The organism is Mucilaginibacter phyllosphaerae (assembly GCF_004378255.1).
GTDB lineage: Bacteria > Bacteroidota > Bacteroidia > Sphingobacteriales > Sphingobacteriaceae > Mucilaginibacter > Mucilaginibacter phyllosphaerae.
The window spans coordinates 302,492-327,781 of record NZ_SNQG01000003.1; the positions used below are offsets into that span (position 1 = coordinate 302,492).

Genomic DNA, 25,290 nt, shown 5'->3' on the forward strand with positions numbered 1-25,290 from the left:
TTACTAACATGTTTAATTTTAAACTGCCAAATTAAGCCTATGCTACGTAATTTATTGTTGGTCACCTATCGTAATCTGGTAAAAAACAAATCGTACACACTGCTCAATGTAATTGGTTTAAGCCTGGGTATAGCCGCGTTTATAGTAATAAGCGCCTATGTGCATTTCGAAAAAAGCTACGATAGTATGTACCCGGATGGTAACCGCATTTACAGGGTAGAAAGCCGGTTTTATCGCTCGGGCGAACTTACAGATAGCTGGGCATCGGCCAGTAACGGTTATGGCAAGGCGATGTATGATAATTTGCCCGGTATAGCCAGCTATGCCCGCATTAGTTGGGCAGATAATGAAAGGGATGTTAGATACGGGGATATAAAATACCGCGAGCAGCGCGTGTGTTTTGCCGATAGTAATTTTTTATCATTTTTTGCATTGCCGCTGCTTAAGGGAAACGCCGCAACTGCTTTAAGAGATATCAATAGCGTAATTATTTCAGCCGCATCGGCAAAAAAATATTTCGGCAGTTCAGCGGCAGCAATAGGTAAAACCATGCAAATAGCCACCCAGTTTAATACCAACAGCTGTATGGTAACCGGCGTTTTTAAAGATCTGCCGGTAAATTCAACCCTTCAGTTTAATATGCTGGTATCTTTTGCCACAGCGCCCGCTTGGGTTAAAGAGTTTTGGTATCAGCACAATAATTACACCTTTTTAAAGCTCAAGCCAAAAGCTTCGCCCGGGGCCATCGAACAGCAATTCCCGGCTATGGCCGAGCGTTTTAAAACAGAGAAGCCTTTAAAAGAGCTAAAGTGGGCCGTGCAGCTAACCCCATTGCCAAGCATCCACCTAAACCCCATAAAGCCCTATGAAATGGAAGTTAAGGGTAACCGAAGCGCCGTGAACTTTTTGCAGATAATGGCTTATGTCATACTGCTGATCGCCTGTATCAATTATATTAACCTGGCCACCACAAAATCTGTAGACCGGGCACGTGAAGTAGGTATCAGAAAAGTTAGCGGTGCGCACACTTCGCAGCTGGTGCTTCAGTTTTTTATAGAGTCTTTTATTATCAACCTCTTGTCGTTGGGCTTTGCCACCTTATTGGTGATATTGATGAAGCAGCTGTTGCAGCAAATATCCGGAGATGGAAAATCCTATCAGTTATTAATAGATAGCGGCCTGCTTATTAAAATAGGCCTTGTTTTTATATGCAGCGTATTATTATCGGGCATATACCCGGCAACGGTGCTATCGGGGCTTAAGCCTATTAAGGTACTTAAGGGGCGCTTTGCTTTTTCAAAAAGCGGGGTATGGCTGCGCAAAGGAATGGTTTCTTTTCAGTTTGCGGCGTCGTTTTTATTGCTGGCGGGTACCCTGGCGGTTTACAGGCAGCTTAATTTTATGAACAGCCAGCAAACCGGGGTTAACCTTAAGCAAACTATTGTGCTTAAAGCGCCCTCGGTCACCGGCAATTATCTGGAAAAGGTGAATGGCTTTAAAAGCAGCGCGGCAAGCCTTGCAGGCGTACAGGAAGTGAGCATATCTGGTGCGGTGCCGGGCAAACAAGTAGCTATGGCGGCCGCCTGCCGCCGTTATGGTACATCAAAGGCCGACGAACGTACCTATGATATGCTGCGGGTTGATTTTGATTTTATAAAAATGTATCAGCTGCAGCTTGTGGCCGGCCGTAACTATAACCCAACAAACCCCGGCGATACCACCAAACTTATCCTGAACGAAACAGCAGTAAAGCAGTTTGGGTTTGCATCGGCGCAGGATGCCGTTGGCAAAAAAATCTGGGTAGAATCTTTAGATCAGGAGCCAAACGAGATCATCGGTGTAATTAAAGATTATCATCAGCAATCATTAAAAGACGCCTACTTTGCAACTGTGCTTTTTATGGATCCGAAGCTTACCTGGGTACCATTAAAATACATTTCTGTTAAAGCAGACCAGGCGCAGTTAACGCAGATCAATCAAAAGCTTAAACAAACCTGGGAAGACTTTTTCCCCGGCTCATCTTTTGATTATTTTTTTCTGGATGATTTTTATGCCCGGCAATATGAGCAGGATATTCATTTCGGGCAGGTATTTATGCTTTTTTCATCTATGGCTATAGTGATTGCCTGTTTGGGGCTGTTTGGGCTAACATCCTATTCAACCGCAAGGCGCCGTAAAGAAATAGGGGTGCGTAAGGTACTGGGTGCATCTGCCCAAAGTATCGTGCAAATGCTTGCCGGCGATATGTTTAAGCTGATTGTTACAAGCAGTGTAATAGCTATACCATTAGCTGTAATACTTATTTACCAATGGCTGCAGGGCTATGCTTTTAAAGTGCAGATAACGTGGTGGCAATTTGTTGTGCCTGTAATTGTACTGATGCTGATATCCTTTTCGGCAACTATTGTACTTACTTACAGGGCCGCACAAACAAACCCCGTAAAAACGCTGCGCGATGAGTAACTAATGCTGTAAATTAATTGAATGGTTCTGGAAACAGATTGACAGATGTTATAATTAGCTGCCGGTTACGAAAGTAGCCGGCAGCTAACATTTGTATTAGTTTGTTATGCCAGGCTGGCTTTGAAAAAATCAAGAGTACGCTTCCAGGCCAGTTCTGCAGCCGCCTTATCATAACGGGGCGTAGTATCGTTATGGAACCCATGATTTACGCCTTCGTAAATAAAGGCCTCATATTTTTTATGGTTCTGCTTTAAGGCGGTTTCGTAAGCAGGCCAGCCGGCGGTTATCCTGGTATCTAATGATGCGTAATGCAGCATTAGCGGGGCGGTTATCTTTGGCACATCTTCAGCTGCCGGCTGGCTGCCATAAAAGGGTACGGATGCTGCCAAACCGGGTACACGCACGGCCATCATATTAGCAATGCCGCCGCCAAAGCAAAAACCAACAACACCTACCTTGCCGTTGCAATCCGGGTGCGTTTTAAGGTAATCGAAGGCCGAAATAAAGTCTTCCTGCATCTCTTTAGGGTCGCGTTTACTTTGAAGCGTACGGCCATCATCGTCATTACCGGGGTAGCCGCCAAGTGGCGTAAGCGCATCCGGCGCCAGGGATACAAAACCGGCTAAAGCAGCCCGCCTGGCAACATCTTCAATATAGGGGTTTAGTCCGCGGTTTTCGTGCACCACAATAATGCCGCCCAGTTTCTTTTTAGCATCAACAGGTTTTGAGAGCAGGCCTTTTATTGTGCCACCACCTTTAGGCGATGGGTAATTGATATAGCCCGATTGTAAGCGGGGGTCATCGGCTTTTACCTGTACATTACCGCTATAATCGGGCATTAAAAAGCTCATTAATGCGGGTACGGTTAAACCGCCGACAGCGTACAGCGATAGCTTTTCTAAGAAGCCCCGCCTGTCTACCCGGTTGTGTGCATAATCGTCATACAGGTCAAATACTTCCTGTTTAACGTCTTCCTTTTTTATCTGGCTCATGGTTAAAGGGATTTATTCAAATGTAAACAATTAAGCCTAAATGCTTGTGAATCAAATTGTAACAGTATGGATACTCAATTCTAATCATAACAAAACTTTAGTAACAGATCTTAAGATCCTGTTAAATAAGCGTTTGTATTTTAGTAACCAGCTGATCCATATCAAATGGTTTAGAAATGTAATCGTTAGCGCCTGATGCTTTAGCTATCAGGCTGCCTTCGGTACTGGCCGATATTACAATAACCGGTAATGTTGCCGTATCCGGGTTTTTACGCAGGGTTTTAAGTACCTGGTCGCCAGATAGTACGGGCATCCAAAGGTCAAGCAGTAAAAGATCCGGGTGTTGTTCTCTTATCACGTTGTAAATATTAAGGCTGTTTTTTTCGGGGATAATATCAAAGCCTTCTTCTTCTAAAACAAATTCCAACATATCTAATATGCCTTCATCATCATCGCAGATCAATATCTTTTTGCTCATATGCCGGTTAATTTAACGGAAGGGTAAAACTAAAATTCGAACCCTGGCCTTTTTCACTTTCTACCCAAATTGTACCGCCATGATTTTTAATGATCTCTGAACAGATGTAAAGCCCTATGCCCATACCCGGGAAACGCTGTTGTATCTCGCCTACCCTAAAAAACCTGTCGAATATTTTATTCTGGTCTTCGTGGCTGATACCCATCCCGGTATCGGTAACAGATACTTTTACAAAATCGCTTACGCGCGATAAATAAACATTGATCTGATGCTCCTCGGGAGAGTATTTAATAGCGTTAGACAGCAGGTTGTTTATTACCTGCACAATGTGCGATTCATCGCCAACGTAAGTAATACCGGTGCTGCCTTTAAGGATAATCGTATGCGTTTTAGTTACAGATTGTATGTTCTCTACCGCTTCTGCCACCATTTTATCAAAATCGAAGGGCTCTTTATGCAGTTCGATATTGCCGGTTTGTATGCGCGATACATCCAGCAGTTCAGATATCAGGTTGTTTAAGCGGGTAATGTAGATGCCTGTTTTTTGCAGTACAGTTTTAAACTTTTCGCTGGCGTTTTCTGGCAGCAGGCGGTTCATTACCTGTACATAGCCCTTAATGGTAGTAAGCGGCGTTTTTAACTCATGGCTGGCAATAGATAAGAAATCATCTTTCCGGCGCTCTATTTCCCGTCTGTCGGTAATGTCTTCAATCGCTATCAGTATCCTGTCTTTAAACTGTCCTTCCAGTTCAATCCGGTGGGCGTTTAACAGCATTAATTTTTTACCGATGTGCGGAAAATCATGCTCTACCTCAAATTCTTCTACGGGGTTATTGGTAGGCAATATATTTTCCAGCAATTCCTTTAACGCCGGTATATCCCATTGGCCGTTACCCAGCTCATACAGTAGTTTATTTTCGGTTTCTTCGCGGCTTACCTTAAAGGTTTTTATAAAGTGGTCGTTAACGCTTAAAACATTAAAACCGGGGTTAAGCACAACCAGGCTTTCGCGAACGGTTGCAACAATACTGGCCAGGTAATCTTCGCTTTCCCTTAAACTTTTGGTACGCTCTTCTATCTTGCGTTCCATTTGGTCCTGATGCTGTTTAAGCTCCTGCTCTATATTTTTGCGGCGGGTAACATCATTTTGTACGCCTATAAAATAGCACACATTTCCCTCCGCGTCTTTTATTGGCGACATGTACAGTTCGTTCCAAAACAATGTACCGTTTTTTTGATAGTTGCGCATTTCCACAACGCAGCTTTTGCCGTCAGCAACAGCGTTTCTCAATATTTCACGCTCTTTTTGGCTCCGGTCTTCTTTTTGCAGAAAGCGGCAGTTATGGCCAATTATTTCTTTGCGTTTATAGCCTGTTATACGCTCAAATGCGGCATTACAATAAATGATAGGGTTATCGGGCTGCTGGTTATCGGTAATGATAACTCCGGATATCGAGGCATCTAAAGCCCGGGTCATCAGCTCAAAATCCTGCTCAGATGTTTGATTGGAGAATATAAAACTCCCTTTGTTTAAACTGTCCAATTTAATGTGATATAGTTAAATGCAACTTAAATTCTCCACTTATAACAAAATACCTGCCATATATGTGTAATTATTGCTATAAGTTTTAAGTAAATGTTTTAGGATGGCAAAAATAATATTTTCGGTAAAATACCCATAGCCCGGCAGGATATAAGTAATTAAACGGGCGATTTAACGTCTACCAGTTTTTGCTTATCGGCAACCTTTTTCCAGATGGTGAATGCGCCGTAGATAAATATCAGGCCGATGAGGATATACACCCAAAAAGGGATGTTGCGGCCAACTATCATTACATAAACATAAGGCAGGGTAAAACAAACCCCTGCAAATAAAATAAGCATAAGGAATGGTTTTTTTGCCCGGATATTTTTAAGCACAAAGCCAAGTAAGGTAAAACAAGAGATCTTACTGATGAAGTAAAGGCTGCCCAATATCAGCGGATCAACATCGTGCTTTTCGCCGAGGCTGATCACCCAGTCTTTAAATTGCGTAAGATAATCCATCATTATCTGCAATATAGCAATTACAAGCATAACCTGCGCTAATTAGTTTAACCGGGTGGTTAAACTAAAAAAGCGGTAAGCCCTTTACAGGTTACCGCTTTTACAGTGTTTATTTTGCAGGATTATATTTTAACATTCTCCATACCGTATTGCTTTAATACGTCGGCAGGTACCCCCATCCACTTATTGGGCGAATTGCCGGCATAGCCAATATCCTTAGTGCCCATTTCGCTGCTCCAGAAACCGGATGCTGTAAGATCGCGCATGCGGTTAAAAAAGGCCACACCTTGTGCCATTTCTGCTTTGGCTTTATTGGGGTAAGCTATCTGGTCCAGCATCTCGGTTTTTTGGCTGCTGCTGCACTTGATAAAAGTGTTGCCGTAGCGGTTAAGGCATTGCATATCCAGCCATTTTAAACCACCGCGCATGGGCAGCTTGTGGCTGGGGATATCTTTCACAATAAATTCTATAAACTCGGGCACCTTGGCATCAGATGCGCTGCCCGAGTGGGCGTCTTTAGGGATAATGATGTCGGCAAGTACAGTAATGGTAGCCATCTCATGGTCATCAAAAAACTTTTCGGCCTTTAATTTATCTTCACGTTCTACTTCATAGGCCTCGCGGCCCGGTACTGCTCCCGTTTTGCCATCGGCAGTTTCGGGGGCTTTTTTATCGCTTGGTTTGCAACCGAAGATCAGCCCGGTTGATAATGTTCCTAAACCTATTGCTTTGAGGGATTCGCGTCTGTTCATGATGATACCTTATACATTAAGTTTTTTACGTTCCTGAAGAATATATTCTGCTGTGCGCATGCTCAGGGCCAGAATGGTCCAGGTAGCATTCTTATCGCCCTGCTGCACAAACGGCGCGGCATCAACCACAAAAAGGTTTTTACAATCATGCGCCTGGCACCATTTGTTTAGTGCCGATTTTTTAGGATCATCGCCCATACGCACGGTACCCACCTCGTGGATGATCTTACCGGGGGCCTCTAAACCATAATTGGTATCCTTGCCCTGCATGGTGCCGTAAATAGCGCCCATGTTGTGCAGTATCTCCTCAAAGGTTTCCTGCATGTGTTTGGCCTGGTTAATCTCGTCGTTGGTCCACTTGTAATTAAAGCGCAGTACCGGGATACCATATTTATCAACTACGCCGTTGGGGTCTATTTCGCAATAGTTATCGGCACGGGCAATGGCAGTACCACGGCCGGCCATGCCAACCTGTGTGCCATAAAAACGGCGGTAGTCATCTTTTAAGCCGGCACCGTAACCGCCGCCGTCTTTCTTTTTACCATCGCGGCCCGGTACAGCGCCGTTCATATCCTGTATGCCACCGCCAAAACCGTAAGATGGCATGTGCATACCACCGCCATATTCGATATGATAACCACGCGGAAAGTTGAGCTTTTTGTTATCCAGCCACCAGGGCGAGTAAATGTGCACACTGCCCACCCCATCCTCGTTATAACGTTTGCGGTCCATCAGCTGCGGAAGGAAACCGCCCGCGCCGGAGCCTGTACTGTCATGCAGGTATTTACCTACCACTCCGCTGCTGTTGGCCAGGCCGCCGGGGTGCGCTGCAGATTTTGAGTTAAGCAGGATCCTGGCAGATTCGCCGGCACTGGCGCCCAGTATTACTGTTTTAGCGTTAACCTGGTACTCCTGCAGATCAAGTTTATTTACATAAGATACGCCTGTTGCCACGCCATCTTTATTAGTGATCACCTCGCGCACCATGGCGTTGGTTATCACTTTTAAATTGCCGGTTTTAACAGCCGGGATAACCAGGCACGATGATGCCGAAAAGTCGCCGTAAACTTTACATGACCGGCCGCATTGGCCGCAGTAAAAACAGGCGCCACGGTCTTTGTTGTTCGGCAGCGCCTCGGTTAATACCGATCCGCGGCCGGTAATTACCTTTACACCGGCTTTTGTTGCGCCTTGTTTAATAAAAAGTTCGTTCAACCGCGGTTTGGGCGGCGGCAGGAAAATGCCGTCAGGCTCGCTTTCTATATTCTCTACGGTGCCGTAAATGCCTATCATGCGGTCAACCTTATCATAGTAAGGTTTCAGTTCGTCATAAGTTATAGGCCAGGGGTCGGTAAGGCCATCTTTTGGTTTAAAATCCTCGGGGCCCATACGTAAAGAGATGCGGCCCCAGTGATTGGTGCGGCCGCCCAGCATCCTTGCACGGAACCAGGCAAACTCAGTCCCGTCCTTTTGGGTATAAGGTTCGCCCTCCAGCTCCCAGCCGCCATAAGCAGCATCAAAATCGCCGAACGGGCGTGTAGTGCCTGCGCCGCGGCGGGCAGATTCCCACGCCCATTTTAACTGGTGCGAATCTGTTTTAGGATCAAAGTAAGCGCCGGCTTCCAGCATTAAAACCTTAACACCCGCATTAGCCAGTACATAACCGGCCATACCGCCGCCCGCGCCCGACCCTACAACCACTACATCGTAAGTTTCGGTTGATTTTTTTATTTGTAATTCTTCCATTAATATAATAAGTATCTAAAATATAAATATTGCAATCGCATTGAATTACAGTTGTTTGATGCTGATGTTTTTAAATGCTACCACAGCACCGTGTGATTGCAGCGCGATATGCCCTTTTGGATAAGCGGCAAAATCTTTCCAGGTTTTAAATTTGCTGTTGTTTAATAATTCAGTCCACTCAGGGCTGCCCATTTGCACATTAATAACTTCTTTACCATTCAGCCAAAAGGTAAGGTGGCCTTTATCCTTACGGATCTTTGCCTTATTCCACTGGCCTGCAGGTTTTGCAGCATCGGCAGGGGCGGCTTTCATATCATATAAAGAGCCCGCTAAATGATTGGCTTTTTTATTGTCTTCGGCTTTTTGGTTATCCAAAACCTGCATTTCTACACCCGATAAATAGGTTGCACCCAGTGCCGGGTCTTCGTGTACCCCGAAGATGATGCCGCTGTTACCGCCTTCGGCAATTTTCCAGTCGATAGTAAGTTCATAATTTTCATATTCGCCGTCGGTTATCAGGTCTGCCTGGCCGGGTGCTTTAGGGTCAAGCTGTAAAGCGCCTTCAACAACATTCCACGGGCCTGCCGTTTTACCTAAATAAGTGTGCCAGCCGGTGGTGGTTTTACCATCAAATAAAACCTTGGTTTGTGCCATAGTGGTATATTGTAACGCAGCCACAGCAAGTGCACTCAGAAAAAGTTTTTTCATTTTTTTAGCGTTTAAGTTGCGCAGGGGCGCATGCCTGTTTATTTTTTAGAATGCTAAATGTATGATTTATTTTAATTGATGCTATGAAAATGCGGGCTTCAATCGAAATTTTTACAGATGAGAAAGGAGTAAAGCCGGCCTAATTCTTATGGAACAAAAAATTTAAACCCGATGCTATCCCAAACTGCATGTAAGCGTAGCTATCCTGAAAGTAGATGTTATAATCGTCCTGCCCGCGGTAACCGCCGCCAACCACAAAAGATACATTCTGCATAAAAGGGAACTGGTAATAATACTTTAAGCTGGCATTAAAGCGCTTTTTTAGATTTAAAGCGTTGTAGCCATTATACCTGTCAGCAATGTAGGTAAAATCAAACTGTATGCGTTGCCAGTTTTTAAAAGCAGATTTATCCGGGTTGATGTCATCCCGGTAGCGTTTGGCAATGTTGAGCATGTAGCCGCCATTTACACGTACAAAACCATAGTGCCCGGGCAGGCCCACGGCTGCGCCTGCACCATTAAAAATGCCTTTATGTACCTCTATACCTAATGTGCCATATTGGTTATCAATCGTGTTCGGCTTATCGGTGCGTTTGCCAATAGTGTAGTTAAGCGAGTAAAAATCGGTGCTGAATTTCCCGCTGTCGCGGTTAAAGCTGCCATCGGGCCGCAGCGTTGGCCCGCGGATGCCGTTAGAATGGTGGGTGTAAGACAACTGCAAAAATTGCGGATGATAGGCATCGCGGTTAAGGCGGTAGTATAAATTACCGCTGGGCATATAGCTTGGCGATTTTACAGGTTCGCCATAGGCTTTAAGCAATCGCAGTTTTACCCTGGCCGATACATCAAAAAAGAAACGGGATTTAGATGTATTTAACAATACAAAATGTGCATTAACATCGCCCACCAACAGGGTTTTTAACGGCTGAAAAAGCTCCTGGCCAAAAAAAGCCGGTTTTAAATTCTGTACATAAATATCGTTAAAATCGCGGTTAATGATACGGGTTGCAATTTTGCCGGTATCTGCTACCGGTTTTACAATACCGGTATCAATAGCTACGGCGTTGCCGTAACTTAATACCGGGATAAGCAGCGCCATCAGCAACAAAAAAAAATTAAAACGGCAGGTAACGGTTTTATACATAGCAATTATTAGCAACCTTATTAATAGCCAATACCCCAAATAGTTTGGTTACGGGGCTATTTAAGCACAATTATTCTGCTTTCAAAAGTACAAGATAGTTCATCATAATAAAGTAAACATCAATTACCCGTAAAAATGCCTAACTTGCAAACTAATATTTTATAAGATACGTGACTTTTCAGGATTTTAATTTTAACGAACAGCTTTTAGAAGGCGTTTTGAGCATGGGGTACACCACCCCCACCCCCATACAGGCAATGGCCATACCGGCCATATTGAATGGTGACGACCTTATAGCCTGCGCACAAACAGGCACAGGCAAAACAGCATCATACCTGCTGCCGGTTTTAAACTATATATGCAATACGCATAAACACCATACTACTGCCCTGATACTTGCCCCCACGCGCGAACTTGCCCAGCAGATAGACCAGCAGGTTGAAGGCCTGGCCTATTTTACGGGCGTAAGCTCGCAGGCGGTTTTTGGCGGCGGTGATGGCATGGCCTATGAGCAGCAGCGCCGCGGCATTCAAAATAATGTAAATATTATTATAGCTACCCCCGGCAGGCTGATAGCGCACCTTACATCGGGTGTATTAAAATTTAATGATATTACGCATCTGGTATTAGACGAGGCCGACCGGATGCTGGATATGGGTTTCTCTGACGATATTATGCGTATTATTGGTTATTTGCCCAAAAAGCGCCAAACGCTGCTGTTTTCTGCCACTATGCCGGGGCGTATCCGTACGCTGGCTAATGCCATACTGACAGACCCGCAGCAAATAAATATTGCCATATCGCAACCCGCCGCCGGTATAGATCAACAGATATACCGCCTGCACGACGGGCAAAAAACACCGTTATTAAAAAAGCTTTTAAAAGATGGCGGCTACCTAAGCTCCATCATCTTTGCATCCCGTAAAGAAATTGTAAAATCGCTTTATAAGGAGTTAAAGTCGGCACATATCAGTGTGGCTGCCTTTCACTCAGATCTGCAGCAGGGCGAGCGTGAAGAGATCTTGTTAAAATTTAAGAACAAGCAATTGCCGGTAATTATTGGTACTGATGCCTTATCGCGCGGTATTGATGTGGAAGGGATTGACCTGGTAGTGAATTATGACGTACCCGGAGACCCGGAGGATTATGTACACCGTATTGGCCGCACCGCACGTGCTGCCACAACAGGTACTGCTATAACCTTTGTTAATGATCGTGACCTGAAAAGGCTGAAAAGCATTGAACAGCTTATAGAAAAACCCATTACCGAAAAGGAACTGCCCGAAGACCTTAAAAGCATTGAGCATGTAAAGGAAGAACGGCCTGCTGGCAGCGGCCAAAGGCGCGATGGCAAACGTAACCCCAAAAGGTTTGGCAAGAAAAAACCGCCACGCCCGGCAGCAGGTTAAACCTTGTAATATTTATGTGGTCTATTTGTTTTGTATAGTCAATGTGTTACATTTACACACAAACCAATTAAACTAACCAGATAATGACATCAAGACGTTCGTTTCTGAAAAGCACCGCGGTGCTTTCAGCCGGCCTGCTAATGGCACCAGAATTATTTGCAGCCCATAAAAAAAGATACATAGGCGTACAGCTTTATACCGTGCGCGATGCTATGGCCAAAGACCCGGTTGCCACATTGGCTAAAGTAGCCAAGGTTGGGTTTAACTCTGTAGAAGGCGCTACTTACACCGGCACCCAAAAATTCTACGGAATGGAGCCTGCCGAATTTAAAAAGGTTTTGGGCGATAACGGTTTAATTATGCCAAGCGGCCACTTTATGTTGGGCGAAGGGATGCCAACTACCAAAGGTACCATTACCAACGAGTGGCAAAAAGCGGTTGATGATGCCGCAGCCGTGGGCCTTAAATATATGGTGTGTGCTTACCTGCTTGACAGCGAACGCGGCACGCTTGACCACTATAAAGAAACTGCCGACAAACTGAATAAAGCAGGCGAAATAGCCAAAAAAGCAGGCATACAGCTTTGTTACCACAATCACGATTTTGAATTTGCATCCCAGGATGGTAAATACCCTTACGATGTATTGCTGGACAGCACCGACGCCGGGCTGGTAAAAATGGAAATGGATATTTACTGGATGTACAGGGCCAAGCAAGACCCAATTGCCATGTTTAAAAAACACCCGGGCCGTTTCCCGCTGTGGCATGTAAAGGATATGGATAATACCCCAAAACAAATGTTTACCGAAGTTGGTAACGGCGTTATCCCGTTCAAAAAAATATTTGCGCATGCTAAAACAGCAGGCCTCAAATATTTCTTCAATGAGCAGGATATTTGCCCCGGCGACCCATTTGTAAGCATTACCAAAAGCTACAACTATATTAAAGCAAATAACTTACACGTGTAGTTATAAAGAGAAGCAGAACAATAAGAATGAAGATACAAGAAAGCCTGGTTGCGTTAGTAGCCGGGCTTTGAATTTTATGGCAACTTCTTCTACAAGTGTTCATTGCGAACGAGCGATAGCGCGGAGAAATCTTTGCACCAAATGCCGCTTTACATTCAAACTATAATGTAATTTTAAGTATGTGGAATTATAATTACTACATATATATTGTTATTACTTAATTTATTACGAGCATTTTACACATATTGAACACGCAATTGAACGTGAGAAAGAAATAAAGAAGTGGCGTAGGGAAAAGAAAGACGCTTTGATTGCAACTATAAATCCTGATCTGAGATTGTTAAATGATGACGTAAATCAGGATTGATTGAATGCCGGAGGAATTATTTCCGCCCTGTCATTTCGAACGAACTTGCGTGGGGCGGCGCAGGGTGTGAGGAGAAATCTTTTACACTTTGCATTCGGTCATGCACGTCGATTTCTGGTGTGAAAGATTTCTCCTCGTACCTCGTTCGAAATGACTTATTTGGTTTTGAGTATGTTACACCACCTTTATACCATATTTTGTTAAAAGCCCTTCCAGGCCGGCGGTAGCGAATATGGCTTTTTTAAGGATGTTCAATTCCGGGTCGAGGATGATGTTGTAAGACGTGCTGAAGTTTACCGATGTAAGATCCGTGCGGTTAAAAATGGCGTTCTCCAGGTTGCATCCATCAAAAACAGAGGCCGATAAATTGGTTTGTGTAAAACTGGTTTCTTTTAATGATGAATGCTTGAATTTAGTTTTTACCATCTTTTTGCCGGCGAAGGATGCATAGTCCAGAATGCAATTGTCAAACCCAACGCCAAATAAAAAATCATCGCATTTGCTAAAGTTTACGGCCAGGAGTTTGCAGCCTTTAAATAGGGCATCGTTTAGGGTTGTACCATCAAACATAGCCATAGACAGGTTGCACTCTTCAAAAATACAATCCAGGAATTTAGTGCGGTTAAAGTTGGTTTCGGTAAAGTTGCAATTTTTAAACGTGCAGCTTTGAAACTCTTTCTGCCTGATCACCTCATTGGTGAGCGTTAATTTATCGAAGATTTGGTCGTCGTAAGTCGGCTGGTCGAACATAGCGTAAAGTTAATATTTTAGCTAAAAACTGCGATTTTAAATTAGCCATTCCAGGTATTACCTATCTGCCAAAGCAGTTGTTACTTTCCCCACTACATCACTAATAAGCTCTGCAGATTTAATAATACGCTCGTGCCCTGCACCGCTGTAGTTTTTGGTTTTGATGGATGGGTGTTCCTTTAAAAAGCGCTGAAGATAGGCATCTGGCAGCATCATATCCTGGTCATCATAAGCCAGCCAATGATTTACGGTGTTATCGAAAGTGTACAGATCGGGCATATTGTAATAGGATGGGTAGATGCCATACTTCGCTTTAAAATCATCCAAAAAGTTTTGTTGTGCCTGTTGCGATACACCTGCCGCTGTCATATTTTTTATAAAATTTTCCTGAAGAAGAATAAATGGCGCTATGCTGATAAGCAGGGATGGTATGATCTTAAGATCAGATAACGCTGCCACATTAGTCATGGCCCCAAAGGAATGGCCAATGGCAACATCCGGTATGCCGCTTGCCTCAATCACAGCTTTTGCAGCAGCCACAAATAGTATCAGGTTAGACAGGTCGCCTCCCGAGCTACCACAGGCGGGGGCATCAAAGGCCACAATCTGTATATTTGGCAATTCTCTCAGCGCAGTTATCAGCGCGTCAAAATCTGCCGCTTTTGAACCCCAACCGTGCGTAAGCAAAATTTTATGTTTCCCTGTGCCCCATCGGCAGGCATTTATGGTAAGTTGCTGCTTGGTAAAATAGGGGTCGTTAATAACCACGCTAAATTTTTCGGCATCTGCTAATAACAGTTCCTGGTGCAGGCGCAGAGGCATTTTTGGCGGGTAGCAGATCAATTGCCAAAGCAGATCATTCATTTCGGCCGGGTTGCTTTCGGCTACTTTTGTTTTGATATCCAGTACTATTTGCTTCAGTTTTTTCATGCAGATATTCAAAGCTAAAATAAATAAACAGCGGGTAGCGGTTAAATTAATATGTTTACAAACAAATCGCAATATGGCCAATTCAACGTATATAAAACATGGATCTAAACAAGCCACATGGATGCTGATATTGCTTGCGCTATTATTCTTGGCATCGTTACTTACGGTTTTTAAGGCACCAACCTATCATTTGTGGCTGGTTGCTATAGCTGTTTCCGAGTATTCGCTGCTATGGGCCGCGGGTACAGCCGTGCTTTTAATAGCCGGTTTTTGGTTACAGAAATATCAGCTGGCATCAGTAATGATTGGCCTGCTGGCATTAGGGCTTTTTTTATCGCCCGTTGCAAGGGCATATATTGCAGCAGCAACCGTAAAAAAAGAATTTAATAAGGCCTTTGGTGCAGGCAGCACCATTATTAAAGGCGATAATACTCAACCGCCATTCAGCTTTTTAAAGTTATTTAAGTTTGCCGGCAAACAACCAGTTTATAACACCTTAACCTACAGCCCTGCGGATAAGCTTACACTTGATTATTATCCGGCGCAGTTTGGTGGTAAAAAACCATGTATTATAGTAATACACGGCGGATCCTGGAGCAGCGGCGACAGCAGGCAATTGCCCGAACTGAACAACTACCTGGCAGCGCAGGGCTACAATGTGGCAAGTATAAACTATCGCCTTGCCCCGCAGTATCAGGCGCCACTGACTGTTAACGATGTAAAGCAGGCCTTTGCCTATTTGCGTAAAAATGCAGATCAACTAAATATAGATACCGGTAATTTTGTACTGCTTGGCCGGTCGGCAGGGGCGCAGATTGCTTTATTGGCCGCTTACACCTTGCATGAGGCAGGTTTAAAAGGCATAATTGATTTTTATGGCCCGGCAGATATGGTTTGGGGCTACTCGGCCCCGGCAAGTAAACTGGTGATGGATTCCAGAGCGGTTATGGAACGTTATCTGGGCGGCACCTACAAGGCAGTGCCCGAAAAGTATTTTGACAGTTCGCCTATTGAATTTGTTAACCGGCAAACCGTACCAACGTTAATAATACATGGCAGTAATGATGTTTTGGTATCGCCTGTGCATAGCAGCAAGTTAAACGCAAAATTACAGCAATGTGGCGTAAGGCATTTTTATTTGAACCTGCCCTGGGCTACGCATGGGTTTGATTATCATTTGAACGGCCCCGGCGGCCAGCTGTCTACCTATGTTACCGAGCGTTTTATCAATGCGGTTTGTCGTTAAGTTTTGGGCCCTACAAAAGCTAAAGCCAACTCTTTTGATTTTATTGATAATTAATATTTAAATTAATACATCATTTTTGGCCATTATAGTAAGCGGATGAATGCAATAATTTTACATTTGTGTTGAGATAACCCCTGATGAACAATTTTGACATTCTTTTTTATTCATCGCCCAGCCCTATGTGGGTATTTGATGTAGCTACTTTACAGGTGCTGGAAGTGAATGATGTTGCGCTAACCGAGTATGGATACAGTAAAAAAGAATTTTTAAGCAAAACCATCATTGATCTTCGCCCGAAAGGAGATATAAAGCTTATAACTGATATTTTACCGCAAATACGATCACATCATACCAATTTCAGGGAGTTTAGGCACCAGCGTAGCAACGGAACGATCTTTTATGTAGAGATCATGTCGCATCCGATTGTTTTTAACGGCAAAGAGGCCCGGATTGTAGTTACCCAGAATATAGAAGATAAGAAAGCTATAGCAGGCCGGTTAAAACTTACGCAAAGAAAGCTTAACAGTATATTAGAAACCACCAGTATAGGTTATTTACAGGTAAACCGCAACCATGTGGTAACCTATTGGAACAAGGCTGCCGAAAACATGATCGGTTACAACCGGAAGTATATTTTAGGTAAAAACCTATGGGATGTATTCCCGGAAACGTTAGGGACTGATTTTGATGTACAATACAGGCTGGCTATAAAGAAAAAGCATAACAAAGAGTTTATATCCTACTTTTGGCCCCTTCAAAAATGGTTTGCTTTTATTATATATTTTGTTGAGGAAGACCTTTTTATACATTTTAAGGATATTACGGATAATAAGGTATATGAAGGCAAACTGCTCGAAAAGATTGAACAGCTAAAAGAGGTATCCTATGTTAATTCGCATTACATGCGTAAGCCTGTAGCCAGTTTACTGGGCTTAACCGGGCTGATCAATAATGGAATAATTAATAGCGATGAGTACAAGGCAGTAGCCCAAAATATACATGAATGCAGCTTAGAGCTCGATAGCATTATGCACATGGTAAACAACCGGGTTAATGATGAGTACAGGTATGCCGTAAGCCCTAAAATGACCTCCTTTTTGTTAAATGATCTTTTAGACGAAGTGATTACCGGGATAAAAGCACATCACACTACGCATGCCATTCTACTAAAGCATAAAGAAGAGGTAAGCTGTTATGGCGATGAGCAAAGTATAGCAGCGGCAATAAAATACCTGATAGAAAATGCGATCAGGGTTTCGCCGGAGGGAGATAAGGTAGAGGTATGCCTTGATGTAGTGGATGGTAATGCAATTTTTGCTGTAAAGGATTTTGGCGAAAGTGTGGATGAGAAAATTCTTAGCCGCATATTTATAAGTTTTGCAAAAAAAAGTATTTCTAAAAAGTTAGGGACAGGTTTAGCCAAAGTGTTAGATACCGCCTTTAGCCATAACGGCAGTATCTGGGTTGAAAGGAACAAGATAAAAGGTTCTGTTTTCATTATGCGCCTGCCTATTCCAGGTGCCGGGGTTTATAAAAGGGATGATGTATCTATTTTTTCGGAACACCGCGGGCCGGGGTTTGAGCTTAATTATGATGAGGCTTTACCCTGTGCTGTTTTGGAATGGTATGGCTTCCATACCTTACAGATTATAAGGGCCGGATGTTTAAAGTTGTTAAGTTTAATATCACACAGAAAAACAGGGTACGTTTTGATGGACAGCAGGGCGGTTGCCGGCACATGGAGCGATGCGACAGATTGGGTATCGGCAATGTTTTTCCCGATGCTGCAAAAAGCCGGTATAACCCATGTTGCCTGGGTTTATTCTACAGGTGCGTTCAATAGATCTTCTACTGATGCCATTATTGCCGGTTTAAACGGTACGGTTACGGTTAAAGCCTTTGAGGATGCTGCTGCAGCGATACAATGGTTAAAAGATCAGGCTGCTTATAAACCCGAATAATAATCGTAGCCCTGTTCGGCCCAGTAATCTGGCGGGCGCCGGTTACTAAAAACCATGCTGCCGATACATTTTAAATTTTTGATGCCATATTTTACCGGAATGATCAGCCGGAGCGGCTGGCCATGTTTAGGTATCAGCGGTTTACCGTTCATTTCATAAGCCAGTAAAGTTTGGGGGTGCATAGCGCTGGGCATATCAATACCTACATAATACTTTTTATCCGGCGTGGCCATACCTACGTAATCAAGTTTGGCCTGGTCGTCAAGCTTAAAATGGCTTATAAAATCGCTGAATTTTACACCACCCCAGTAAGATATTTGGTCCCAGCCTTCTACACATTTAAAATCAAATACCAACTCGGTTTTAGGCAGAGATCTTATTTCATCAAGCGTAATGCTCATTACCTCGCCCGATGGCTTATTTACCTGCAGGCGCCAGTTAGGTACATCTGGTTTGTCATGTAAGCCAATCCTGCTGTTATAGCGTACCACTTTTGCAGCGCGTTCTTTTGGGTAGGTTTTTACCAGGTTGTTATTGTTAAAAACCCTTCGAAACGCCAGTTCTGTTTTATTTAAGGCGCGGCGTAAGGGGGCTTTTGCGCCTGCGGTTACCGTAGGTGTTTCTTTAGGCGAATTTTTTAGCCAGCTCCAGCCGGCATAAGCCGCCCCCGAAAGTACTGTGAATGTACCGAACGAGATAAATGTACGCCGGTTTATCTTTTGCTCGATAGTAAGGGGCTTTTTAAGTTTTTTACTTTTCATCGCTCACAGCAGGTTTAATAATGCGTTTAGGGCTATTATCTACTACCTCAAACCCGGTTATCACCGACTGGAAGTTTTGCCACCCTGCAATTATCACTTGCACCACATGGATGATAAAGAAAAGCACGTAGCCAATGGTTAGCACAAAATGTTCTATCCGGGCGGCATGGTAGCCGCCGCAAAGCCAGGTAAGGTTGTTAAACTGTACGGGTTTATAAATAGCCAGCCCGGTTATTAACGATCCGAACCCCATGATAATAATAGCGGTGTAAGCGATACGCTGTGCGGCATTATATTTTTTTTGCGGCGGCGCTATTTTACGGATATGCAGATCGTGCAATAAAACCTGCCAGGCTTCTTTAAATGAATTTCGTTTAGGAGCCAGTTCGCGCCACTCGCCGGATACGAGGGTGTACAATACATATACCACACCATTTATAGCAAAAAACCACATAAACAAAAAGTGAAAGGCCATGCCTTCAGATAAGCGTTGCGGAATATTTAAAGCACTGTAGAACCAGTTAGGGAAAAATTTAAGATAGGTATGCCCAAATAAGGTTATGGAGTAAGTATCGCTGGCCCAGTAAATAAGCATACCGCTCCATATCATAATGGTTAATATGGGGAAATTTACCCAATGGCACCACCGCATGGCTAAAGAGTATTTTTCTTTTATGGCTTTCATTTTATCTATATAAAAATAGGATTAAATATTGGTGCCTGTTAATTACCTGCTATCACCACTTGCGGAAATGCCGAACGGGCAGCCGCCATAATTTGGCCGGTTTGTGTATTCTGTACAAAGCCTATCACCTCATAACCCTGGGCAAAAAAATTATCCGGTAGTACTATAGTTGCTGCGCCGGTTTTATTATTGCCTAATGGGATGGATTGCAATTTGTTTACGATTTGGATGTGTGATAGGGTACGGCCACCATTCTCGCCACTTTTTACTACCGAAGTAGCGTTTTTTTGTACCAGGGCCAATACCAAAGCGGTATTATCGCCGCTGCCTTCAGTGGTATATTTAAGGGTTGCTTTATAGTTATTAACGGCCAATCCCGTAAGGTTAACCTGTGCTTTTGGCGCTTTTTCCAGATTGGTGCGGATGGCGTTTCGTAAAGTACCCTGTGCCGAGCCAACAAATTCGGTTTGCCCGTTAATCACGGCCTGCGGGGTGTAAACTCCGCTTAAATGCAACCAGTGGGCATAGCTGCTTTGGCGTTTGCTAAAATCAGCTTGGCTAAAGCTATCCTTCCAGCCCAGGCGGTTCCAATAATCTACATGGTAGGCTAAGATATATACGGGTTTGCCTGCGTTTTCTTTTTGTACACGGGCAAGCAATTCATCGGCAGGCGGGCAACTGGAGCAGCCCTCTGATGTAAAAAGTTCCACCACCGCAAAGCCCTTCTCTGCGCCATGGTTTACCACCGGTTTGTTTGATCGGATAAAACCAGCCGAAACCAAACCTGCAATTGCCAGGCAACCTGTTGCTATCATTATTTTTATCTTTCTCATAACAGATGCGTTTTGTGGTTTAGTCGGTGTGCAAATTAAATCCTTACAAATAATATTATATTTATAAATATATTTTATTTACGAAGGGCACAATCAATAAGTTTTGTAAGGATTTTTATAAACCAACGACTAACGGAGAGATTTTATAAATGGACATGACAGAATCGGCGCCTGATACCCGGCAGCTCGACCCGCATAACTGGGTTAAGCATTATGCAGATTATCTATACCTATATACCATAACCCGGATCAAAGATGAAGAGCAGGCCCGTGACCTCGTGCAGGAAACCTTTTTATCTGCCCTGGAGGGGATGGAAAGATTTGCCGGCAAAAGCTCGGAGCGGACCTGGCTAACCGCCATTTTAAAAAATAAGATCATCGATACTTATCGAAAGAGATCGTCGGGATTAAAAATAGTTGATGTGAATGAACCCGAAAGCACAGCGCCGGATTTTTTTGAGGCCGATAATGGCCATTGGAAAAAAGAATACGCCCCTGTAAGTTTTAGTATGGGTAGTGAAGAAGGGTTATATAACAAAGAGTTTAACCAGATACTGCAAAAGTGCATGCAAAAACTCCCTGCCTTGTGGATGGCTGTTTTTACCATGAAGCATCTGGATGATGCCACTACCAATAATATTTGTGATGAGCTGAAAATAACAGCCTCCAACTTTTGGGTAATTATCCATAGGGCGAAATTAAACCTGAGGGCCTGCCTTCAAAAAAATTGGATATAGCTATGAGCAACTTAAAAAGTATGATATACAACTGCAGGCAAGCCACTTTTTTAATAGAAAAGCGCATGCTGGGCAGCTTAACATTTAGGGAACGGATAGAGTTAAGGATACACCTTACCGGTTGTGATGTATGCACCCTATATGTAAAACAAAGCCAAAAAATTAACGAAATGATAAAGCAGCTATTTAAAAAGCCTGAAAACAACAAAGTAACGCTGGAAGATGAATTTAAAGAAGCCATGCAGCAAAAAATACAGCGTGAGCTAAATAAAAACTAATTGTTTGTAAGGATACTTAAACCCAGGCGACCAATAATATGCTACGGCTTAAAGAGAATGAGCGGAGATTTTTTTATTTTGCCTTACAAATCATGAAAAAATTATTATTCATCCTGGTACTATATTCGGCTACGGCATTTGGCCAGGAAAAGAGCCGGAAAACCTTAAAATTTTCGATAATAGGCGAGGTTGAAAAGGAATCGGTGATCACGTTGGATTCGCTGAAACAATATACCATCAGGCCGATAGGCGATATTAAGGTAACAGACCACACCGGTGCGTTTAAGCACCAGGACGAGGAACTAAAAGGTATCCTGCTGAAAGATGTGCTATCGCATACCCGATTTAAAACCCCAAGCCCCAAACTACTTAGCCGCTTTTACTTTGCTTGCACAGGTACCGATGGCTATACAGTGGTTTATTCATGGAACGAATTATACAATACCACCGTTGGCAACCAGGTATGTATCATCATAGAAAAAAATGGCATCAAGGCAGATAAAATGCCCGAGAGTCTGCAAATGACATCAGCTGGCGATTTTAAAACCGGCCGCCGGTATCTGCACAATCTGGATAAGATAATAGTGTCGCAAGTGCAGTGATCAGCCTATCTCCAGTTCATCCGTAGTTATCCCGTCCAGTTCCTGCGGGTTGTGGCTAACGATGAGCACGGTTGCGCCGATTTGGGCAAACAATAGTTTAAGGGTTTTTATAAGGGCCGATTTCATTTTTACATCCAGCGAAGAAAAGGGCTCATCCATTAATAAAAGCTTTGGTTTGATGGCCAATGCGCGTAAAATAGCCAGTCGTTGCTGTTGCCCGCCCGATAGGTGATTGGGTTTATGATCCGCAAATGTATCCAGTCCGCCAATGCTTAATAAGCGGTTTATCCAGTCGGCATCGTTTGTTGCATATTCCAGGTGTTGTTTAACCGTCATGTTAGGGAACAGCGCATAATCCTGAAAAACGAAACCAATATGCCTTTGCTGCGGCGGCAGATTGATGTTTTGCGACGCATTGAACCAAATAGTGTTATTTGCATTGATGGAGCCGCTATCGGGCGTTATCAGCCCTGCAAGCATCTTAATAAAGGTGGTTTTACCCGTGCCGGAGGGGCCGGTGATGCGGGTAATACTACCTGTAATAAACTCCTTTTTTATCCGGAGTACCTGTTGGCCGTTATAAGCCTTCAGGCCTTTTTCAATATCAACTGCTATCATGCTAACGGGCTTTTTGCCGGGTACTTATTGTAAATAAAAACGCCTAATACCATAGCAAAAGTAATGGCGAACAGAATGAACGAGTAGTGATTGGCAGCAGCATAATCCCTTTGCTCTACCGAATCGTAAACGGCTATAGATGCTACCCGTGTAACGCCCGGTATATTGCCGCCTATCATCAGCACTACACCAAATTCGCCTAAAGTGTGGGCAAAGGTAAGTACTGCAGCCGTTAATAATGATGGTTTAATATTAGGGAGCAGTACATACCTTAGCGTTTGCCACTGCGTTTTACCCAAAGTGTAAGAGGCTTGCGCCAATGATGCCGGCAATTGCTCAAAAGCCGACTTAACCGGGCTGATCATGAATGGCATGCTGTAGATAACCGATGCCAGCACCAGTCCTTTAAAAGAAAATACAAACTGCACATCAAAATTTTGCTGCAGCCAATGCCCCAACCCCTGCTGCGGATTAAAAGCCAGCAACAAATAAAAGCCCAGCACAGATGGCGGCAAAACTAAAGGCATGGTTATCAAAGCCTCGATAATGATGCTGACTAATGACCGTTTTCTGGAGAGCCACCAGGCCAGGGGTAAGCCTATCAGTAGCAATACCAGGGTAGTGATAGCCGCTAATTTAAGGGTGAGCCAAATAGGTGAAAAATCCATGTTTTACAGGGTATGGTAGCCGTAGGCCTTAAATATTTTTTTAGCCGGTGCGCTTAACAGGTATTGATAGAATGCAATTGCAGCAGATTTATTTTTAGCGTTTTTAAGCACTACCATAGCCTGGGCTATGGGCTGGTAATGGTTTGCGCTAATGATTTGATAATACAATGGTGTTTTGTTGCTTACATCTTTTATCAGCGATAGCGTTGTAAAGCCTGCCTGCACTACACCGGTTGTGATGTAAGTGTTTACCTGTGCAATACTTTCACCAAAAACTATCTTGTTTTTTACTTTATTGTAGATACCGGCTTTGTTTAATGCCTGTTGCGCAGCTTTACCATAGGGGGCAATGGCCGGGTTGCCAATGGCTATTTTATTAATATTGTTAAGCGGTAAAAGCTGGTTCCAGTTTTTAAGATGGAGGTTTTGTGTACTGCAGATGATGAGTACCCCCTGTGCATAAACAGCAGCATTTTTTATGGTGAAACCATCCTTTTGTAAAGCTTCGGGAAACTCCGTGTCGGCAGATAGGAATACATCATAAGGCGCCCCATTACGGATCTGTGTGGCCAGGTTGCCGGATGAGCCGGATATGATATCAAGATCTATCTGACTACGTATTTTAAAATCCCGCTGCAGATCCTTCATAACCGGCTGCAGGTTGGCGGCTATGGCAACGGTTACATTTTGCGCATCGGCATTAAAAATAAATAAGGCGAAAAAAGTAAAAAGTGCTGTAAACGTTTTGATGAGTAATTTTATCATGCCCGGTAATATGTTCCACAAAATACGCAATATTGCTATACCGGTACAAATGTTAAATGCTAAGGGCAATTAACTACATTTGTTAAACGCGCTTTGCCAATTAGCGCATACTTCTATCGTAATTCAATTAAAAAATGAAAAAGCTGATCACAACAATGCTGCTTTCTACTGCCGTTATGCTCGGTGTAAGCGCACAAACATCCCAATTTATCACTGTAAAGGAAAAAGAGATCATTGGCGTTAATGGTAAGCCTTTTTTAATGCGCGGTACAAACCTGGGCAACTGGCTGGTGCCCGAAGGTTATATGTTTAAATTTAAAAATATTAGTTCGCAGCGCCTGATAAACCAAGCCTTAACAGAATTGATAGGCCCTGAAGATACCGGGCTTTTCTGGAAAAGATTTCAGGATACCTATATTACCGAGGCCGATATTAAATTCCTGAAGGCATCGGGCATGAACTCTATCCGGATACCTTTTAGTTACAAGCTTTTTACGTATGAAGATTACATGGGCCAAAATAATCCCAACCGTGGTTTCGAACTGTTGGACAGGGTGATCGGCTGGTGCAAAAAGGCAAACTTGTATGTAATATTGGATATGCACTGCGCCCCGGGCGGCCAAACCGGCGATAATATTGACGATGGCAGCGGTTATCCGTTTTTATTCACCAGCGCCGCCAGCCGTAAGCTAACTGCGGATATCTGGCGAAAAATTGCGGCGCATTATAAAAATGAAACGATCATCATGGGCTACGACTTGTTAAATGAACCCATTGCCCATTATTTTAAGGTTGATGAAATTAACCCGCATTTAGAGCCGACCTATAAACAAATAACAGCCGCTGTACGCTCAGTTGATAAAAATCATTTGGTATTTATAGGCGGGGCGCAATGGGATAGCAATTTTAAAGTATTCGGTAAGCCGTTTGATAGCAAAAGTGTGTACACTTTCCACAAATATTGGACTGACGTTAAGCAGGATGTGATACAGGAGTATTTAGATTACCGCGATAAATATAATGTGCCTATCTATGTGGGCGAAACGGGCGAGAACGAAGATGCCTGGGTGAAAGATTTCCGCATCCTGTGCGAAAAGAACCGGATTGGCTGGCACTACTGGCCATACAAAAAGCTGGATAATACTAAAGGTATTACCAGTTTTAACCAACCCGAAGGTTACGACGAGATAATTGCTTATACCGAAAAACCGCGCGGCAGTTTCGAAGAGATCCGCAAAGCAGCCCCGGCAGATAGGGAAAAGATCAGGAAAGCTTTGTGGGGTTTTTTGGAGAACAGCAAGTTTGTAAACTGCCTGCCTAACAAGGGATATATAGAGGCATTACGGCTGAATTTGCCGCCCAAGTAAGGCTAAAAAGCGGCGA

The 25,290-nt window shown here is 43.6% G+C and carries 25 protein-coding genes; 9 read left to right on the forward strand and 16 right to left on the reverse strand.

What is annotated here, in order from left to right:
* Positions 1-39 precede the first annotated feature (39 nt).
* Positions 40-2,463 carry an ABC transporter permease gene (locus E2R65_RS09525; RefSeq protein WP_134336263.1) on the forward strand — a complete coding sequence of 808 codons (2,424 nt, stop codon included), beginning with the start codon at positions 40-42 and terminating at the stop codon, positions 2,461-2,463.
* A 104-nt stretch (positions 2,464-2,567) separates the two neighbouring features.
* Here the strand turns inward: E2R65_RS09525 and E2R65_RS09530 are convergent, their stop codons facing one another.
* The 8 genes from E2R65_RS09530 to E2R65_RS09565 form a co-directional block, all read right to left on the reverse strand.
* The gene (locus tag E2R65_RS09530; protein WP_134336264.1) at positions 2,568-3,455 is read right to left on the reverse strand and encodes a dienelactone hydrolase family protein; all 888 of its coding nucleotides are present in this window, start codon (positions 3,453-3,455) and stop codon (positions 2,568-2,570) included.
* 121 nt (positions 3,456-3,576) lie between these two features.
* The gene (locus E2R65_RS09535) at positions 3,577-3,933 is read right to left on the reverse strand and encodes a response regulator (RefSeq protein WP_134336265.1); all 357 of its coding nucleotides are present in this window, start codon (positions 3,931-3,933) and stop codon (positions 3,577-3,579) included.
* Between the two features lie 7 nt (positions 3,934-3,940).
* Positions 3,941-5,476 (reverse strand): PAS domain-containing sensor histidine kinase, encoded by a 1,536-nt coding sequence (locus E2R65_RS09540; RefSeq protein WP_229704630.1) that lies wholly within the window; start codon positions 5,474-5,476, stop codon positions 3,941-3,943.
* Between the two features lie 158 nt (positions 5,477-5,634).
* Positions 5,635-6,009: a hypothetical protein gene (locus tag E2R65_RS09545; protein ID WP_134336266.1), complete on the reverse strand. Its 375-nt coding sequence runs from the start codon at positions 6,007-6,009 to the stop codon at positions 5,635-5,637.
* A 92-nt stretch (positions 6,010-6,101) separates the two neighbouring features.
* On the reverse strand, positions 6,102-6,731 hold the full coding sequence (locus tag E2R65_RS09550; protein ID WP_134336267.1) for a gluconate 2-dehydrogenase subunit 3 family protein: 630 nt from the start codon (positions 6,729-6,731) through the stop codon (positions 6,102-6,104).
* A gap of 9 nt (positions 6,732-6,740) precedes the next feature.
* Positions 6,741-8,477 carry a GMC oxidoreductase gene (locus E2R65_RS09555; protein ID WP_134336268.1) on the reverse strand — a complete coding sequence of 579 codons (1,737 nt, stop codon included), beginning with the start codon at positions 8,475-8,477 and terminating at the stop codon, positions 6,741-6,743.
* A 45-nt stretch (positions 8,478-8,522) separates the two neighbouring features.
* Positions 8,523-9,185: a 3-keto-disaccharide hydrolase gene (locus E2R65_RS09560; protein ID WP_134336269.1), complete on the reverse strand. Its 663-nt coding sequence runs from the start codon at positions 9,183-9,185 to the stop codon at positions 8,523-8,525.
* Positions 9,186-9,324: 139 nt separating this feature from the next.
* Positions 9,325-10,329 (reverse strand): hypothetical protein, encoded by a 1,005-nt coding sequence (locus tag E2R65_RS09565; protein WP_134336270.1) that lies wholly within the window; start codon positions 10,327-10,329, stop codon positions 9,325-9,327.
* A gap of 170 nt (positions 10,330-10,499) precedes the next feature.
* Between E2R65_RS09565 and E2R65_RS09570 the strand changes: the two genes are divergently transcribed.
* Both E2R65_RS09570 and E2R65_RS09575 read left to right on the forward strand, forming a co-directional pair.
* Complete coding sequence (locus E2R65_RS09570) at positions 10,500-11,738, forward strand: DEAD/DEAH box helicase (protein ID WP_183500384.1); 1,239 nt, start codon at positions 10,500-10,502, stop codon at positions 11,736-11,738.
* 83 nt (positions 11,739-11,821) lie between these two features.
* Complete coding sequence (locus E2R65_RS09575) at positions 11,822-12,706, forward strand: TIM barrel protein (RefSeq protein WP_134336271.1); 885 nt, start codon at positions 11,822-11,824, stop codon at positions 12,704-12,706.
* 541 nt (positions 12,707-13,247) lie between these two features.
* Here E2R65_RS09575 and E2R65_RS09580 read toward each other — a convergent pair.
* Entirely contained in the window at positions 13,248-13,823 is a 576-nt protein-coding gene (locus E2R65_RS09580) for a pentapeptide repeat-containing protein (protein WP_134336272.1), read from the reverse strand.
* Positions 13,824-13,880: 57 nt separating this feature from the next.
* Entirely contained in the window at positions 13,881-14,753 is an 873-nt protein-coding gene (locus E2R65_RS09585) for an alpha/beta fold hydrolase (RefSeq protein ID WP_134336273.1), read from the reverse strand.
* Positions 14,754-14,826: 73 nt separating this feature from the next.
* Between E2R65_RS09585 and E2R65_RS09590 the strand changes: the two genes are divergently transcribed.
* Together E2R65_RS09590 and E2R65_RS09595 are read left to right on the forward strand one after the other, a co-directional pair.
* The gene (locus E2R65_RS09590) at positions 14,827-15,999 is read left to right on the forward strand and encodes an alpha/beta hydrolase (RefSeq protein ID WP_229704631.1); all 1,173 of its coding nucleotides are present in this window, start codon (positions 14,827-14,829) and stop codon (positions 15,997-15,999) included.
* 137 nt (positions 16,000-16,136) lie between these two features.
* Positions 16,137-17,960, forward strand: a complete 1,824-nt coding sequence (locus E2R65_RS09595) for a PAS domain S-box protein (protein WP_134336274.1) — start codon at positions 16,137-16,139, stop codon at positions 17,958-17,960.
* Here the strand turns inward: E2R65_RS09595 and E2R65_RS09600 are convergent.
* From E2R65_RS09600 to E2R65_RS09610, 3 genes are read right to left on the reverse strand one after another with little or no spacing between them, the layout of a single operon-like run.
* Positions 17,945-18,721 carry a molybdopterin-dependent oxidoreductase gene (locus E2R65_RS09600; RefSeq protein ID WP_134336275.1) on the reverse strand — a complete coding sequence of 259 codons (777 nt, stop codon included), beginning with the start codon at positions 18,719-18,721 and terminating at the stop codon, positions 17,945-17,947. The genes E2R65_RS09595 and E2R65_RS09600 overlap by 16 nt on opposite strands.
* Positions 18,711-19,406 (reverse strand): cytochrome b/b6 domain-containing protein, encoded by a 696-nt coding sequence (locus E2R65_RS09605; protein WP_183500386.1) that lies wholly within the window; start codon positions 19,404-19,406, stop codon positions 18,711-18,713. Before E2R65_RS09605 ends, E2R65_RS09600 begins: the two co-directional genes overlap by 11 nt.
* 38 nt (positions 19,407-19,444) lie before the next feature.
* On the reverse strand, positions 19,445-20,239 hold the full coding sequence (locus tag E2R65_RS09610) for a DUF1223 domain-containing protein (RefSeq protein WP_134336276.1): 795 nt from the start codon (positions 20,237-20,239) through the stop codon (positions 19,445-19,447).
* A gap of 149 nt (positions 20,240-20,388) precedes the next feature.
* On the opposite strand from E2R65_RS09610, the gene E2R65_RS09615 reads away from it, so the two are divergent.
* The 3 genes from E2R65_RS09615 (at position 20,389) to E2R65_RS09625 (ending at position 21,856) form a co-directional block, all read left to right on the forward strand.
* Positions 20,389-20,976, forward strand: coding sequence for a sigma-70 family RNA polymerase sigma factor (locus E2R65_RS09615; RefSeq protein ID WP_134336277.1), 588 nt, complete (start codon positions 20,389-20,391; stop codon positions 20,974-20,976).
* Positions 20,977-20,978: 2 nt separating this feature from the next.
* A complete protein-coding gene (locus E2R65_RS09620) occupies positions 20,979-21,254 on the forward strand; it encodes a zf-HC2 domain-containing protein (RefSeq protein WP_134336278.1) in 276 nt (91 codons plus the stop codon).
* 92 nt (positions 21,255-21,346) lie between these two features.
* The gene (locus E2R65_RS09625; RefSeq protein ID WP_134336279.1) at positions 21,347-21,856 is read left to right on the forward strand and encodes a hypothetical protein; all 510 of its coding nucleotides are present in this window, start codon (positions 21,347-21,349) and stop codon (positions 21,854-21,856) included.
* On the opposite strand, the gene E2R65_RS09630 is transcribed toward E2R65_RS09625, so the two are convergent.
* Genes E2R65_RS09630 through modA form a run of 3 tightly spaced genes read right to left on the reverse strand, consistent with a single transcriptional unit; the run spans position 21,857 to position 23,907 of the window.
* Positions 21,857-22,474, reverse strand: a complete 618-nt coding sequence (locus tag E2R65_RS09630; protein WP_134336280.1) for an ATP-binding cassette domain-containing protein — start codon at positions 22,472-22,474, stop codon at positions 21,857-21,859.
* Positions 22,471-23,142, reverse strand: coding sequence for a molybdate ABC transporter permease subunit (gene modB / locus E2R65_RS09635; RefSeq protein ID WP_134336281.1), 672 nt, complete (start codon positions 23,140-23,142; stop codon positions 22,471-22,473). Before modB ends, E2R65_RS09630 begins: the two co-directional genes overlap by 4 nt.
* A 3-nt stretch (positions 23,143-23,145) precedes the next feature.
* A complete protein-coding gene (gene modA, locus E2R65_RS09640; RefSeq protein WP_134336282.1) occupies positions 23,146-23,907 on the reverse strand; it encodes a molybdate ABC transporter substrate-binding protein in 762 nt (253 codons plus the stop codon).
* A gap of 134 nt (positions 23,908-24,041) precedes the next feature.
* Here modA and E2R65_RS09645 point away from each other — a divergent pair, with 134 nt between their 5' ends.
* Positions 24,042-25,274, forward strand: coding sequence for a glycoside hydrolase family 5 protein (locus tag E2R65_RS09645; protein ID WP_134336283.1), 1,233 nt, complete (start codon positions 24,042-24,044; stop codon positions 25,272-25,274).
* Positions 25,275-25,290 lie beyond the last annotated feature (16 nt).